Genomic DNA, 13,826 nt, shown 5'->3' on the forward strand with positions numbered 1-13,826 from the left:
AACGGCGGGGTGTTTCGGGAAGACGCCGTTCGGGCGGCGCCGGATCCGGTCGCCCGAGGCGGGGTGCCGGGCACGGCGGCGGGGTGTTTCGGGGACACGTCGTTCGCGGCGGCGCGGCACCGGCGTGTCCCCGAGCCGAGCCGCCATTGTGCACGGCGGGTGCGTCGCGCGGCCCGGGCTCGGGCCGCGGCATCCGGAAACGACGAACGCCCCGGCACGGAGACCGGGGCGTTCGAGGGAGCGGGGTCGATCAGCTCTGCGAGTGACCGTACGAGCCCAGCTGCTTGGTGGCCTCGACCACGCGCACGGCCATCGCCGATTCGGCGACCTTGCCCCAGGCGCGGGGGTCGTACTGCTTCTTATTGCCGACCTCGCCGTCGAGCTTCAGCACGCCCTCGTAGTTCGAGAACATGTAGCCCGCGATCGAGCGCGTGAAGGCGTACTGCGTGTCGGTGTCGATGTTCATCTTCACGACGCCGTTGGCGACGGCCAGCGCGATCTCGTCGTCGGTCGAGCCACTGCCGCCGTGGAACACCAGGTCGAGCGGCTTGGGGCCGGTGCCGAAGTGCGCGGCGATGCCCTCCTGGATCTCGCCGAGCAGCTCGGGGCGGAGCTTCACGCCACCGGGCTTGTACACGCCGTGCACGTTGCCGAAGGTGAGGGCCGAGATGTAGCGGCCGTTCTCGCCGAGGCCGAGGCGCTCGACGGCCTTCGTGACATCGGCGACCGTGGTGTACAGGGCGTCGTTCGAGCCCTCGTGCTGGACGCCGTCCTCTTCGCCGCCGACCACGCCGACCTCGATCTCGAGGATGGCGTTGATGTTCTTCATGCGGGGGAGCAGGTCAGCGGCGATGTCGATGTTCTCATCGAGGGGAACGGCCGAGCCGTCCCACATGTGCGACTGGAAGATCGGGTTGCGGCCGGCCTTGACCTCTTCTTCGGAGGCCTCGAGAAGGGGGAGGACGAAGCCGGGCAGCGCGTCTTTGGGGCAGTGGTCGGTGTGCAGGGCCACGGTGATCGGGTAGTTCTTGGCGACCTCGGTCACGTACCGGGCGAAGGCGAGGGCGCCGGTGGCGCGGGCCTTGACGGTGTGGCCGGCGAAGTAGTCGGCGCCACCGGTGGTGACCTGCAGGATGCCGTCGGAGCCGGCCTCGGTCAGGCCCTGGAGCACCGAGTTGATGGTCTGCGAGCTCGAGACGTTTATCGCGGGGTACGCGAAGCTGCCGGCCTTGGCGCGGTCGAGCATGTCGGCGTACTGCTCAGGGGTAGCGACGGGCATGGAGGTGCTCCTTGGTGTTGTCGGGACACCGTCAGCCTAGCGAAGGCGTCGGATCGTGACGTGGTGTGCGCGACAGGAACCAGCCACTTCTGCCGAATCGTTAAGAAGCGCGATTCCTTCGCCTTCGAAGCGGTGAAATCCCGCGATTGTCGCCGCTCCGCTGGATACAGTGGCCCCATGGTGAGCCTGACTGCCGATATGAGCCCTTTGCACCCCGACCGCAACCTGGCTCTGGAGTTGGTGAGGGCGACGGAAGCGGCATCCATCCGCGCCGTGCCCTTCATCGGTCGAGGCGACAAGGAGGCCGCCGACGGTGCGGCCGTCGACGCGATGCGCGCCTTCTTCAGCACCGTCGACTTCGACGGAACGATCGTCATCGGCGAGGGCGAGAAAGACAACGCCCCCATGCTCTACAACGGGGAGCGTGTGGGCAGCGGCCGCGGCCCCCAGTGCGACGTGGCCGTGGATCCGATCGACGGAACCTCGCTGACCGCCGCCGGTCGCCAGAACGCGCTGTCGGTCATCGCGGTGTCCGACCAGGGGACCATGCTGGACGCCTCGAGCGTGTTCTACATGGACAAACTCGTGACCGGTCCCGCGGGCGTGGGCGTCGTCGACATCCGCCTCCCCATCGGGGAGAACATCCGTCTTCTGGCCAAGGCGCTCGGCAAGCCCGTCGACGAGATCGTCGTGTCGGTGCTGAACCGTCCGCGGCACGAGCAGCTCATCGCCGACATCCGCGAGGCCGGAGCCGGCACCCGTCTGATGAGCGACGGCGACGTGGCCGGCGGTATCAACGCCGCCCGTCACAACGCCCGCACCGACATGTGCGTCGGTATCGGCGGCAGCCCCGAGGGGATCGTCACCGCCTGCGCGATCAAGGCGCTCGGCGGTCACATCCAGGGCGTCCTGCGGCCGGGCACCGACGACGAGAAGCAGAAGGGCCGGGACGCCGGACTCCAGGTCGACGGCGAGGTCTACGAGGCCGACGGTCTGGTGAAGGGCAAGAACACGATCTTCGTCGCGACCGGCGTGACCGACGGCCAGCTCGTCGCGGGCGTCCGTCGCGAGGGCGACTTCATCTACACCGAGAGTGTCGTGCTTCGCGGTGCCTCGGGAACGCTTCGCCGCATCACCTCGGAGCACCTCACGTCGAAGTGGCTGTGACGCTCGCCCCTCCGGGCTGAGCGAGGGATCTCGCGAGACGGCATCACGCCGACACGTCGGTAGCCCACGGGCAGCCGGGCGTCGGCGGGGTGCCGTTTCGCCGTGACGTGGCGGGCGCCGAGCGGAGCGGCGGACGAGGTGAGGGAGCGGGTGCGGCGGGTCGGTGCGAGGGGCTGTAATGCGCCAGTGCGGCTCCGACTGTTGAGCCGGCGCGGCTCCGACTGTTGAGCCGGTGCGGCTCCGACTGTTAAGCCGGCGCGAGGACGGATGCGGCCTGCAGGGAGAGCCGGGCGTGTCGTGACGCAAGCGTGACCGGTACGTCGCGAGGACTCTGGCAGAATCATCAGTGGTGTCAACGGCGACGCTGTGTGCTTCCGAGACCCGAAGGGGGATCGTCCGTGACTACAGCTCCGACGAATCAGACCGCACCTCAGACAGGTGCTCAGGCGGTCATCGCCAGCGCCGTCGACCCGGCCCGCCGCCCCGACGTGCTGCTGCGCGTGCGCCGCGCCGAGGGCCATGAAGTCAGCGCATGGTGGATGGTCGGCGCTTTCGTCGGCGTTTCCGCCGCGGTCATCAGCCTGCTCAGCTGGGTGCCCGGCGGCGCCTGAGCCGCGGGCTCGCCGTCGTACCGGTCAGGCGTCATCCGCCAGACCGGCCCTTTCGCGTACGTGGCCGAGGTCTGCTCCCGGAAGCTGCGGCAACGGGGCGGCTTGCTCCGTCGCCGTGACCGACGTGCGTGGCGGGTCGGACTCCAGATCGAGCATCTCTGGCGCTGTCCACCGTCGGGGGACGGCATCGAGAGCGCCCGGGGCCGTGACCACATCGAGCTTCGTCTCGTCGATCCCGGGGAACTTGCGCGCGGTGACGAGCACTCGCGTCTCGAGTGACCCCGCGAACTTGTTGTAACTGTCGACGGTGCGCTCGATGGCGCGGCGCAGGTCGCCCGCGTGGCTCGCGAGGACACCCACCCGGTCGTACAACTCGGTGCCCAGCGCGAAGAGCGTGCGCGCCTCGTCTGAGACGTCTTGCTGTGTCCAGGTGAAGGCGACGGTCTTCAGCACCGCCCAGAGGTTGACGGGAGAGGCGAGGGCGACTCGACGCGTGAACGCGTAGTCGAGCAGGGCGGGATCTTCGTCGAGCGCGGATGCCAGCAACGACTCGCTCGGCAGGAAGCAGACGACGAACTCCGGGCTCGTCGGAAGTCCCGCCCAGTAGGCCTTCTTGGCGAGGGCGTCGACGTGGGCGCGCACGGCGCGCGCGTGCTTCGTGAGGAGAGCCGCGCGCCGCGCTCCTTCTTCGCCAGCGGCCGTGACGGCGATGGCGCTCGCCTGCAGGTAGGCGTCGAGGGGGACCTTGGCATCGACCGCGAGGGCCTTGCCCCCGGGGAGGCGCACCACCATGTCGGGGCGGCCCGCGCCGGCGTCGCTGGCGATCGTCGTCTGAAGGTCGAAGTCGACGTAACGTGTCAGGCCGGCCGCCTCGACGACCCGCCGCAACTGCGTCTCGCCCCAGACGCCGCGGGTCGTGCCGGAGCGCATCGCGGAGGCCAGGGACTCGGTGGTGGCGCGGAGCGCTTCGTCGGCTTCGCGTGAGAGCCGCAACTGCTCACCGAGCGCGGAGTACTGCTCCACGCGGTCGCGCTCCAGGCCGTCGACTTTGCGCTGCATCGCATCGAGCGTGTCGCGCACCGGGTCGAGCGCGCGCAGAACCGTCTGCTCGCGTCGCTCCCGTTCCTCCCGCGCGGCTTGGTCGGCGCGGGACTGGCCGACCAGTTCTCGGTACAGCGCGACCTGGTGGTCGAGTTGGGCCTGGAGGCCCGCCCGAGCCGTCTCGGCCGCGGCGGCTCGCGAGCCCAGGGACTGCCGCTCCTCCGCGGCCCGGGCGGAGGCCCGGGACGACCCCACGAACCATCCGGCGGCGACGCCGAGGGCGAGGGCGAGGATCACGAAGAGGGGGGTGCTGGCATCCATGTTCCGAGAATGCACCAGACCTCCGACATCGCCGGAGAGACACCGCCGGTAGGACTCAGGCAACGGCGCGTTCCGTCGTTTCGACCGCGATCTGCGAGACCCGCACGCCGAGGTGCGCGGCCAGTGCGTGCACGTCGTCGACGCCCGCGCGGCGCGCGCAGTCGATGGTGATCTCAGCGCAGGCGACGGCGTCGGCGAGCGCGTCGTGATGCGCGAAGGGGGAGCATCCGGCCTCGGCGGCGACGAGCGGCAGGCGGTAGGACGCGAGGGCGTACGTCTTGCGCGACATCTGCACGCTGCAGAGGTAACGGTAGGGCGGGCACTCGTCGCCCGTCGCGGCGCAGGCCCGCCGCAGCACCGACATGTCGAAGCCCGCGTTGTGCGCGACGAGCACGTCCGCGCCGGCGAAGGCGGTGAGGCGTGCGAGCTGATCGCTCCACGACGGCGCGTTCGCCACGTGAGCGGGCTGGATGCCGTGGATCCCGACGTTGACGGGGGCGAATTCGTCGTGTCCCGCCGGGGGCTTGATCAACCAGGCGGCGGTCGCGACAACCCGACCGCCCCGCACTCGGGCGAGGCCCACCGCACACGCCGACGCACCGCTGGAGTTCGCCGTCTCGAAGTCGATCGCGGTGAAGTCCAGAGCCACGGATCCACCCTCACCCGCCGCCGCGTCGTGGGGGTGAGGCGCGCCGGGGTCGGCGGCATCCGGTTTCGGGGCGACGCGAGTGGTTTGCGGATGCGGGGCGGACACAACGCAGGAGATGCTTGTCGCACCGCGCGACGGAGGCCGGATCGGCGCCCCGGACCGGTCGGATCTCCTGCGTCATGTCCCGCGTACGTCCGCCCGTCGCTCGGCGCAGCGCGGGAAAGCGACGGCGGTGGCGGGTGTGCGTCGCGTGAGCCCGCAGCGGATCGGCCGCGACGAGGATGTCGGCGCGTCGGCGCGGGGCGCGTTGCGCGTCAGCGAGAGGAGCCGGGGGCGGTCGAGCGGGCGACAGCCGGGTAACCTGGACTCCCGTGGCTCTTACCATCGGAATCGTCGGCCTTCCCAATGTGGGAAAGTCCACTCTCTTCAACGCCCTGACCAAGAACTCGGTGCTGGCAGCGAACTACCCGTTCGCCACCATCGAGCCCAATGTCGGGGTCGTGAACCTTCCCGATGCGCGGCTGCAGCAGCTCGCCGACGTGTTCGGCAGCGAGCGTCTCGTGCCGGCAGCGGTGTCGTTCGTCGACATCGCCGGCATCGTGCGCGGCGCGAGCGAGGGCGAAGGCCTCGGCAACCAGTTCCTCGCGAACATCCGTGAGGCGGATGCCATCGCTCAGGTCGTCCGCGGCTTCGCCGACGACGACGTGGTGCACGTCGACGGCAAGGTAAACCCGGCCGGCGACATGGAGACCATCAACGCCGAGCTCCAGCTGGCCGACCTCCAGACGCTCGAGAAGGCGATCACGCGGTACGAGAAAGAGGTCAAGGGCAAGAAGCTCGACCCCTCGGTGCTCGACGCCGCCAAGGCCGCGCAAGATGCACTGCAGCGCGGCGTGCTGCTGTCGGCATCCAAGATCGACCTCTCACCGATCCGCGAGCTCGGCCTGCTCACCGCGAAGCCGTTCATCTTCGTCTTTAACGTCGATGAGGCCGTGCTGACCGATCCGGCGCGCAAGGACGAACTGTCGGCGCTCGTCGCGCCCGCGAAGGCCGTCTTCCTGGATGCCAAGATCGAGTCCGAACTGATCGACCTCGACCCCGAGGACGCCGCCGAGCTGCTGGCATCCACCGGTCAAGACGAGTCCGGCCTCGACCAGCTCGCGCGCATCGGCTTCGCCACCCTTGGCCTGCAGACCTACCTCACCGCGGGACCGAAGGAAGCGCGCGCGTGGACCATCCCGCAGGGCGCGAAGGCTCCGCAGGCGGCCGGTGTGATCCACACCGACTTCGAGAAGGGCTTCATCAAGGCCGAGGTCATCTCGTTCGCCGACCTCGTCGAGCTCGGCTCGGTCGCCGAGGCCCGCGCGAAGGGCAAGGCCCGCCTCGAGGGCAAGGACTACGTCATGCAGGACGGCGACGTCGTGGAGTTCCGGTTCAACAACTGATGGGGCTGGCCCCGCTATCGATTGTTCATCTTCAAGGCACAGATTCTCATGAGGTTCGTCAAGTCGCCTCACCCGGACCCATCGCTCGACGTCTTCGACGAAGGAATGGGTGTTCTGACGCGCGACGGCATCTTTGCGGGGCACATCGCGACGGACCGCTCGTGGTTCTGGTCGCCGTTCACTCCCCTCAGGCAGCAGTGGTGTGTGTGGTACATCGTCGTCTGGGCGGACGGGACGCGAGAAAGATCCGCTGAGGACTACCCGCCGTGGTCTGCGGTGACAGAGATGCAGAACGGATTCTTCCACTGGACTGGCTCGGACTCCCACAGGGGGAGGTACGACTTCCATTGGATGGAAGCTTCGGAAGCGACCTCGACGCGTGAGCGACTCGCGGTCGATGGTCATTCGACAACACCGCTGACTCCTCTTCGAACGCTTTCGACCGGAGGCGGTGTGGCGACGGCCGGCGAAATAGCCGGACGCGCAGTGTTGGTGGTTCCGATGAAAGACCGGGTATGGGAGTTCCACGACAAGCCGTGGAACACGTCCGATGAGGACCAGTGCGACGACTCCTATTGGATGCAGGATGCCGAGACCGCAACCGAGTGGTCGAAGTGGGCCATCGAATGGGTAGAGCCCAATGAGCTTGTTGCGTTCATTCGAAGTCACTGGCCCGAATTCGACGCGGTGAGCATGGCCGGTTTGCGGTTCCCAGTTGACACTTGACAACAATGCGGAGAAGTTCCGCTTCAGCGACCAGATGTGACGTGACAATGGCATCTCCGCAAGTTCGTGTTCTCCGCAGAGCGATGCGCGCTCACTTCTGGGCAGATTGGCCGGAATCCGTCGAGCGTGGCGCCGAAGTGGACGGGCTTGATCTTGTCATGGCCGACGCGGACATCTACGGGTGGGCCGTGGCCTCGCTTCGAGGAGAGGTGACGGACGCGGAACGCGCGAAACTCTCCTCGATCGCAGATTGCCTGGAGGGCGCGATTCCTGCCCTGCCCGAGAACGCTCGCGAGTACTTCGACAGGCTAGTGACGTTGGCACGGCTTGCTGCGAAGTTTCGGCGCGGCCGCACAGTCGGGGGAGAATCCACGAGATGAACAACTGGCCCGAGGGCGCGCTGACGAGGGAGGATGTTGCGGAACTCCTCGACGACACGGTGGCGTGGACGGTGGAGTGGTGTTCGGGCTCTCGAATGGCTCCCACCGAGGGTCGTGGTCACGTTTTGCCCGATGAGGTGTTGCGAGGTACGCCGACGCGGGCGAAGCGTCGCAAGTTCGAGCAGGGTACGCAGGAGCATCGAACATGGTTCTTCGCGTTCGCGACCACGACGGGCCGGATTGTCTTTCGCGAGGGGCCCTGAACCCCAGCGATGAACGACGAGGCCTCTCGGTTGGTCTCACTGCCGAGGAGACAGCCTGGGCTGATGGTTACAGTGACGGCGAGTCGTCCAGCGGAGGCACCGGTGACGTGGAATGGATCGGTCAGGGTGTTCGCTTGCTCGCGGTGTCGAGAGCGGGAACGCGCAGTCGCCTCGCATTCTAGGGATGGCGCCTCACCGGGGGTCAGCTCACGAGAAGGTGACGGGAGCGTCGGGGTGGAGTTTGGCAGTCGCTGTGAATGATGTGCCGGATCAGTCCGAGCGGGACGCTGTGGCCCGAAGACTACCGACGATGACGCCGACCACGAAGCCCGCCGATCCGCAAACCGTTGCCCACGCGATGCACCACGCCAAGAGAGATGCGCGTGGGTCGATGAAGTCCGGGTTCGCGGAGTAGGTCGCCATCGCGCCAGGAAACCACCCGATCAGAACGATCAGGATGCCCATAATCGCGCCCGCGGCACACGCGATCACCGCGCAGGTCAAGATCCGACGAAGGACGCTCAGCACTCGGCGCACTGGCATGGTCATGCCTCAAAGGTAGGGCGAGGCCGCCGAGCGTCAGGGCCGCCGCCTACGGGACCTCCGCGCGAGAACCAGGGAGCGCAGCTCCCAGGCCGCGGACAGTCCCACCGCCACCGTGAGGACGAGCGCGAAGCCCCACTGCAGCGGGGTCAGGGCGAACAGCGGCGCGGCGACGAAGGTGAGGATCGCTCCGCCGACGAACAGCGCGGTGAAGACGATCGCGAACGCCAGATGATACGCAGGGGATCGCCTCGAGCGAGTCTTCGTCACAGCGAGTGAGACTACCGCCCGCGTCTCACGACGGACTCGGATCGCGCGCCGACTCGCGAAAGAGCAGCCGCGATCTGTCGGCGTTGTGCAGAGACCGGAGAGGCCCGTCGGCGCCCGCACACGACGAACCCCCGGCCGCTCGACCGGGGGTTCGTCGCGAGAGGTCAGCCGCCGATGGGCGTCGGGTTCGACGGGTTCGGGGGCACGGGGAGCGAGCCGTTGATACGGTTCTGCGCCTGGCACTGGCTCGTGCAGTTGGTCGCGCCGGCGGAGAGCTCGATGGCATCCTCCCCGAGGACACCGCCCATGCGACCGCCCGACGCGACCGTCCATTTGGTGACCGTCGCATCCTGAAAGGTCTTGGTCGCGACCTGCGGGCTGTCCTTGCCGAGGAGCATCTGGTGGGCGTCGGGACCGGAGGCGACCGCATCCACTCCGTTGCCGAAGTTGATCTTGCCGGTGTACTGGTTCACGAAGTAGTACAGGCCCGGTCCGAGGGTGTGGACGAGCTCGACGGGGGCCGCGAACTCGGGCTCCATCTGGAAGATGCCGCCCTGAGCGCCGTCTTTCGCCTGGATCTTGAGCTTGCCGGCGGCGGTGGTGAAGATGGCGACGACGGCGTCGTCGCGCACTTCCAGGCTCGACAGACGCGTTCCCGACCGCTGTGCAGCCGTGAGGGTCGGCACCTTCGAGGCGAAGACGACGGTGGGGGTCGTCACCATGCGCTGCGTGTCGGCCGCGCCGGTGAGGGTGTAGTCGTACACGCCGAGGGTCGCGGGATCGATCGTGAAGCGGTTGTTGCGCCCCGACACGATTATGGAGCCTGAGACCGCGAGGCCCTTCACCTTCGCGTCCTTGCCGGGTTCAGGGTTGTAGGTCGTGCCGTTGACGGTGACGGCGTAATCGCCGCCCGTCGAGGTCGTCTTCGCCTGCGCGGCGGCCGGGAAGAGGACACCGGATGCCGCGACCAGGGCGGCCGCGACGATCGCCGTCGTGCGGGTCAGAGTGCTGCTGCTCATGAGTGCCTCGTTTCGTCGGAGTGAGCTGATCCCACCGTCGGGCCGCGCCCGTGGCCGGGGCAATGCGACCTTGGTACTACGACCAAGGTCCGATGGACCGTGTGCGACGGTTCGCGCACAGTGGAGAGATCCCGCGCGGCTCGCGGGTGACAATGGGCGCAAGGACGGTTGACATGAAGAAGCGTTATCTCATCGGGGCGGGTGCTCTGCTGGTCGCTGCGCTGCCCGCGGTCCTGGGGCTGTGGGGCAACGCGTCCTTCGCCGAATCAGTGCCCCTCCCGGCGCCGACTCCGGCGTCGACGAGCGTCGTCGTGACCGATCCGACCGCTCCTGCGACCCCCGGCGCGAACGACGACGGCGGCGGCGAGCGTGTCGAGAACGGTCGTACGGACGATGGAGCGGATGCCGTTACCTCCGGCGACGACGCCGGCGGCCAGGTACTGCGTGACCACCGTGTGGAGCCCGGAGATGACCGTCGCGATCCGGCCGTGGCCCCCACCGACGGCGCCGATTCAGCGGACGACACCTCCTCGACCGACGAACGATCCGGCGGGAGCGGTGCACACGGGGGCACCGATGATGCCAGCGCCGACGACGGCAGCCCCGACAGCCGAGCGGCCGACGACAGCGGTCACGGTGGTCGTGACGACGCCTCGCACAGCGGCGGCGACGACGGCGGCCACGGGGGAGACGACTGAGTGGCGTCCGATACCGCACCTGCGTCGTGGGAGGTGCTCGTCGCGGCCCGCCCCGCACAGCCGGCCACGCCTCGCCTGTCGACGAGGGCGGTTCTCGCGCGTCTGATCGCGGGACTCGCGGCCGTGGTGGTGGCGGTGGCGGTGCTCGCGGGGTTCGCCGCACAGTGGCTCGCCGAGCGCGAAGCCGTCAACGACGCCGCGCAGGTGACGAACGTCCTTGCCGAAGCGGTCGTGCGGCCGATGCTGTCCGACGCGCTCGCCGCGGGCGAACCCGCCGCGGTCGAGTCGTTCGACGCGATCGTGCGCGCCCAGATCCTGCGTGACGACGTGATCCGTGTGAAGGTCTGGAGCCCCGACGGTCGAGTGCTCTACGCCGACGATCCGCGACTGATCGGGCGTACTTTCGCTCTCGAAGACGCCCAGCGCAAGGCCCTGTCGACGCCGTCCACACGGGCGGCCGTGTCGGATCTATCGGAGGACGAGAACGAGTTCGAAAGCGGCGCGCGTCTGCTCGAGGTGTATCGGCCGATGTGGTCGCCGAACGGCCAGCAGGTGCTTTTCGAGGCGTACTACCCCTACGAGCCCGTCGCCGCGCGGTCGGCGGAACTGTGGCGCGGATTCGCGGGTGTCACGACGAGCAGCCTGCTCCTGCTCGTCGTGCTCACGGCCCCGATCGTGTGGACGCTGCTGCGCCAGCTCCGCGGTGCGGAGTCCCGCCGTGCCGAGTTGCTCGAACGGGCGGTCGAGGCGTCGGATGCCGAAAGGCGACGCATCGCGGGCACGCTGCACGACGGGCCGGTCCAAGAGCTCGTGGCAACGAGCTACGGCGCGGAGAGCGCGGCGGTCGAGGCGGACCGCCGCGGCGAACCCGACGCGGCGACGCGGATGCGCGAGGTCGCGGCGGCGGTGCGAGGGAACGTGCGGGTGCTGCGATCGCTGCTCGTGGACATCTACCCCGAGAGCCTCGGGACGGCGGGCTTGGCGTCCGCCCTGCACGACCTCGCGGCCACCGCGCGCTCTCGGGGGGTGGCCGTCGCCCTGGATGTCCACACCCCGCTGGACGATCTGACCGAGACGCAGGAACGGCTCCTGTACCGAGTCGCGCAGGAGGCCCTGCGAAACGCCGTCGCGCACGCTGCGCCCTGCGCGGTGACGATCTCGATCATCCGCGATGCGGACGCCGTCGAGTTGTGCGTCGGCGACGACGGCCCGGGGTTCGATCGGGCCGTCGTCCGGCACCCGCCGGTGGAGGGTCATCTCGGCACGCGCGTGTTGAGAGACCTCGCCGCCGACGCGGGGGCCCAACTCGCCCTCGCGACCGCCCCGGGAAGGGGGACGCGGTGGCGTTTGCGCGTCCCCGCCCGAGAATCCCAGCAGGAGATCGCATGATCCGCGTCCTCGTCGTCGACGACCACTCCATGGTGCGCGAGGGACTGGCCTCGGTCCTCCGCGCCGACGGAGACATCGCGGTCGTGGCGACGGCGGCGAATGGCGCGGAGGCGATCGCCGCCGTCGGCGAGACCGACATCGACGTCGTCGTCATGGACCTCTCGATGCCCGTCATGGACGGCGTCACGGCGACCCGATCGGTGCGCGCCGCCTCCGCCGGCATCCGGGTGCTGGTTCTGACGTCGTTCGGCGATCGGGACCACGTGCGACGGGCCATCGCGGCGGGGGCGACGGGTTATCAACTGAAAGACGCCGAACCGGCGGAACTGCGTCGAGCGGTTCGCGCGGTCCACGAGGGGCACGCGCCGTTCGACGCACGCGTCGCGGGAGCCCTGCTGCCCGATGCGGTCGAGGAGGGCACGGGCCTGAGCGTCCGCGAAGAGGAGGTGCTGCGTCTCGTGGCCAGCGGGATGGCGAACAAGCACGTGGGTGCGGCGCTGGGGATCACCGAGCGCACGGTCAAGGCCCACCTCGGGAGCATCTTCCGTCAGATCGGCGTCGCCGACCGCACGAGCGCGGCACTCTGGGCGCGTGATCACCTCCCCGGGTGATGCCGCGACACCCGGTCACTCCCGCTCGGCGAAGACCACCCGGTTGTCGAGATACGACCCGGCATCGCGGTCGAAGACACCGCCGCACGTGATGACGCGCAATTCATCGCGCGCCGTCGCCCCGAACACGCGCGCTGTCGGGAAGGCCGCCTTGGGATAATCCGCGGTCTCGACGACGCGATAGACATGCATCTCGCCCTCGGCATCGTGCACCTGGATGACGTCTCCCACGGCGACCTCGTCCAGCCGCTGGAACACCGCGGGGCCCGTGGGGGAATCGACGTGCGCGGCGATCACGGTGGGACCGGACCCCCCGGGCCGCCCCCCACCGGTGAACCAACCGACCTCGTCGTAATCGGCCGGGACCTCCATGGAGCCGTCGCGCGCGAGGCCGAGTTCGATCAGCGATTCGTCGAGGTCCAGTCCGGGGATGACCACGCGAACGGGCGGGGATACCGGGGCGGCGTCGGGCACAGCGGCGGTCGGTGGCACCGAGACCGGCGGCGGGGCGGGCACGGAGGTCGCTGTGCCTGCGGCGGGAGGGGATGCTGCCGGAGCGGGCGGACTCGCGCACCCGGCACAGACCCCTGCGACCACCATCAGCACGCACGCGGCGCGCGACGACCACCCGCGCGGGGTGGACGGTCGCGCACCGCGCGGTGTCGAACTCACCGGGTCGCGGATCCGTGTCGACGACGCAGCATCACGGCGCCGGCGGCGAGCAGTCCGACCCCGCCGACGGCGGCCGTCGCGGCGAGGGGGTGGATGCCGGATGCGGCCGCACCGCCCGCGCCCGTGTCGACGCCGCCGACCGGGATCGCGGAGAGTTGACCGCGCACGACGCCCGCGGGTGACGTGACGGTGTGGGAGTCTCCGGTGAAGCCGGAGGGGTTCGCCTCGATCTGCTTCAGCGAGAACCCGTCGCCGGTGTCGGCTCCGTTCGCGACGACGCCGGTGGTGAAAGGTCCCTGCAGGCATCCCGACGAGGTACGAGGGCCGTCTCCGACCGGCGCGGGGTTGGGGAAGGCGATGCGCGGCGGCCCGGGCTGACCCACAGCCGCCTGGTGGATGTGCGTCGCCGTCTTCGCGGGGCTCTGGTAGTCGCCGGTGACGCCTTCGAGACGGATGTCGTAGCAGATGATCTCCTGGTCGGAGTTGATGCGGAACGTGAACGTCCCGGTGGCGCCGCTCTGGCCGGGGGTTGCGACACCGTCGTTGTTGATCACCTGATCCGGTGTCGCCATGACCGTGAACGCGCTCGTGAACTCCGAGGGCTCGGCCACCTCCGTCTCGGCGTGGGCGGGGAGCCCGACGGTCAACAGGGCGACACCGGCGAGGGCGCCGATCGTCAGTGGGCGGGCGTACGTCTTCTTCGTCATCGTCGTGCCTTTCGATCGGGACGCGGAACGTCCGG

At 69.2% G+C, this 13,826-nt stretch carries 16 protein-coding genes; 8 read left to right on the forward strand and 8 right to left on the reverse strand.

Annotation, left to right across the window (positions count from 1 at the left end):
• Positions 1-250: 250 nt before the first annotated feature.
• Positions 251-1,279 carry a class II fructose-bisphosphate aldolase gene (fbaA, locus tag ACTJJP_RS00205; RefSeq protein ID WP_440773057.1) on the reverse strand — a complete coding sequence of 343 codons (1,029 nt, stop codon included), beginning with the start codon at positions 1,277-1,279 and terminating at the stop codon, positions 251-253.
• Between the two features lie 177 nt (positions 1,280-1,456).
• Here fbaA and glpX point away from each other — a divergent pair, with 177 nt between their 5' ends.
• Entirely contained in the window at positions 1,457-2,446 is a 990-nt protein-coding gene (glpX, locus tag ACTJJP_RS00210) for a class II fructose-bisphosphatase (protein WP_440773058.1), read from the forward strand.
• Positions 2,447-2,844: 398 nt separating this feature from the next.
• Positions 2,845-3,057, forward strand: coding sequence for a hypothetical protein (locus ACTJJP_RS00215; RefSeq protein ID WP_055953550.1), 213 nt, complete (start codon positions 2,845-2,847; stop codon positions 3,055-3,057).
• A 24-nt stretch (positions 3,058-3,081) separates the two neighbouring features.
• Here the strand turns inward: ACTJJP_RS00215 and ACTJJP_RS00220 are convergent, their stop codons facing one another.
• On the reverse strand, positions 3,082-4,419 hold the full coding sequence (locus tag ACTJJP_RS00220) for a DNA recombination protein RmuC (protein ID WP_440773059.1): 1,338 nt from the start codon (positions 4,417-4,419) through the stop codon (positions 3,082-3,084).
• A gap of 55 nt (positions 4,420-4,474) precedes the next feature.
• On the reverse strand, positions 4,475-5,068 hold the full coding sequence (locus ACTJJP_RS00225) for a 3'-5' exonuclease (RefSeq protein WP_440773060.1): 594 nt from the start codon (positions 5,066-5,068) through the stop codon (positions 4,475-4,477).
• A gap of 371 nt (positions 5,069-5,439) precedes the next feature.
• Here ACTJJP_RS00225 and ychF point away from each other — a divergent pair, with 371 nt between their 5' ends.
• The 3 genes from ychF to ACTJJP_RS00240 all read left to right on the forward strand — a co-directional run bounded on the left by ychF (position 5,440) and on the right by ACTJJP_RS00240 (position 7,882).
• On the forward strand, positions 5,440-6,513 hold the full coding sequence (ychF, locus tag ACTJJP_RS00230) for a redox-regulated ATPase YchF (protein WP_440773061.1): 1,074 nt from the start codon (positions 5,440-5,442) through the stop codon (positions 6,511-6,513).
• A gap of 21 nt (positions 6,514-6,534) precedes the next feature.
• Positions 6,535-7,239 carry a hypothetical protein gene (locus ACTJJP_RS00235; RefSeq protein ID WP_440773062.1) on the forward strand — a complete coding sequence of 235 codons (705 nt, stop codon included), beginning with the start codon at positions 6,535-6,537 and terminating at the stop codon, positions 7,237-7,239.
• 376 nt (positions 7,240-7,615) lie between these two features.
• Positions 7,616-7,882: a hypothetical protein gene (locus ACTJJP_RS00240; RefSeq protein WP_440773063.1), complete on the forward strand. Its 267-nt coding sequence runs from the start codon at positions 7,616-7,618 to the stop codon at positions 7,880-7,882.
• 270 nt (positions 7,883-8,152) lie between these two features.
• Here ACTJJP_RS00240 and ACTJJP_RS00245 read toward each other — a convergent pair whose 3' ends face one another.
• The 3 genes from ACTJJP_RS00245 to ACTJJP_RS00255 form a co-directional block, all read right to left on the reverse strand.
• Positions 8,153-8,431 (reverse strand): hypothetical protein, encoded by a 279-nt coding sequence (locus ACTJJP_RS00245; RefSeq protein WP_440773064.1) that lies wholly within the window; start codon positions 8,429-8,431, stop codon positions 8,153-8,155.
• A gap of 30 nt (positions 8,432-8,461) precedes the next feature.
• Positions 8,462-8,695 (reverse strand): hypothetical protein, encoded by a 234-nt coding sequence (locus ACTJJP_RS00250; RefSeq protein WP_440773065.1) that lies wholly within the window; start codon positions 8,693-8,695, stop codon positions 8,462-8,464.
• Positions 8,696-8,859: 164 nt separating this feature from the next.
• Positions 8,860-9,714, reverse strand: coding sequence for a hypothetical protein (locus ACTJJP_RS00255; protein ID WP_440773066.1), 855 nt, complete (start codon positions 9,712-9,714; stop codon positions 8,860-8,862).
• A 173-nt stretch (positions 9,715-9,887) separates the two neighbouring features.
• On the opposite strand from ACTJJP_RS00255, the gene ACTJJP_RS00260 reads away from it, so the two are divergent.
• From ACTJJP_RS00260 to ACTJJP_RS00270, 3 genes are read left to right on the forward strand one after another with little or no spacing between them, the layout of a single operon-like run.
• Positions 9,888-10,412, forward strand: a complete 525-nt coding sequence (locus ACTJJP_RS00260; RefSeq protein WP_440773067.1) for a hypothetical protein — start codon at positions 9,888-9,890, stop codon at positions 10,410-10,412.
• Positions 10,413-11,801: a sensor histidine kinase gene (locus ACTJJP_RS00265; protein ID WP_440773068.1), complete on the forward strand. Its 1,389-nt coding sequence runs from the start codon at positions 10,413-10,415 to the stop codon at positions 11,799-11,801.
• On the forward strand, positions 11,798-12,412 hold the full coding sequence (locus ACTJJP_RS00270; RefSeq protein WP_440773069.1) for a response regulator transcription factor: 615 nt from the start codon (positions 11,798-11,800) through the stop codon (positions 12,410-12,412). Before ACTJJP_RS00265 ends, ACTJJP_RS00270 begins: the two co-directional genes overlap by 4 nt.
• Before the next feature lie 15 nt (positions 12,413-12,427).
• Here the strand turns inward: ACTJJP_RS00270 and ACTJJP_RS00275 are convergent, their stop codons facing one another.
• Together ACTJJP_RS00275 and ACTJJP_RS00280 are read right to left on the reverse strand one after the other, a co-directional pair.
• Positions 12,428-12,886, reverse strand: coding sequence for a class F sortase (locus ACTJJP_RS00275; protein ID WP_440773070.1), 459 nt, complete (start codon positions 12,884-12,886; stop codon positions 12,428-12,430).
• Between the two features lie 194 nt (positions 12,887-13,080).
• Entirely contained in the window at positions 13,081-13,791 is a 711-nt protein-coding gene (locus tag ACTJJP_RS00280; protein ID WP_440773071.1) for a CHRD domain-containing protein, read from the reverse strand.
• Positions 13,792-13,826 lie beyond the last annotated feature (35 nt).

The sequence above is a fragment of the Microbacterium sp. 22296 genome (assembly GCF_052045385.1).
Lineage (GTDB): Bacteria > Actinomycetota > Actinomycetes > Actinomycetales > Microbacteriaceae > Microbacterium.

What these genes read in the sequence shown, in the direction of transcription:
- glpX (WP_440773058.1), top strand. Translation starts at nt 1,457, where the DNA reads ATGGTGAGCCTGACTGCCGATATGAGCCCTTTGCACCCCGACCGCAAC.
- ACTJJP_RS00260 (WP_440773067.1), top strand. Translation starts at nt 9,888, where the DNA reads ATGAAGAAGCGTTATCTCATCGGGGCGGGTGCTCTGCTGGTCGCTGCG.
- ACTJJP_RS00240 (WP_440773063.1), top strand. Translation starts at nt 7,616, where the DNA reads ATGAACAACTGGCCCGAGGGCGCGCTGACGAGGGAGGATGTTGCGGAA.
- ACTJJP_RS00255 (WP_440773066.1), bottom strand. Translation starts at nt 9,714, where the DNA reads ATGAGCAGCAGCACTCTGACCCGCACGACGGCGATCGTCGCGGCCGCC.
- ACTJJP_RS00270 (WP_440773069.1), top strand. Translation starts at nt 11,798, where the DNA reads ATGATCCGCGTCCTCGTCGTCGACGACCACTCCATGGTGCGCGAGGGA.
- ACTJJP_RS00220 (WP_440773059.1), bottom strand. Translation starts at nt 4,419, where the DNA reads ATGGATGCCAGCACCCCCCTCTTCGTGATCCTCGCCCTCGCCCTCGGC.
- ACTJJP_RS00280 (WP_440773071.1), bottom strand. Translation starts at nt 13,791, where the DNA reads ATGACGAAGAAGACGTACGCCCGCCCACTGACGATCGGCGCCCTCGCC.
- fbaA (WP_440773057.1), bottom strand. Translation starts at nt 1,279, where the DNA reads ATGCCCGTCGCTACCCCTGAGCAGTACGCCGACATGCTCGACCGCGCC.
- ACTJJP_RS00245 (WP_440773064.1), bottom strand. Translation starts at nt 8,431, where the DNA reads ATGACCATGCCAGTGCGCCGAGTGCTGAGCGTCCTTCGTCGGATCTTG.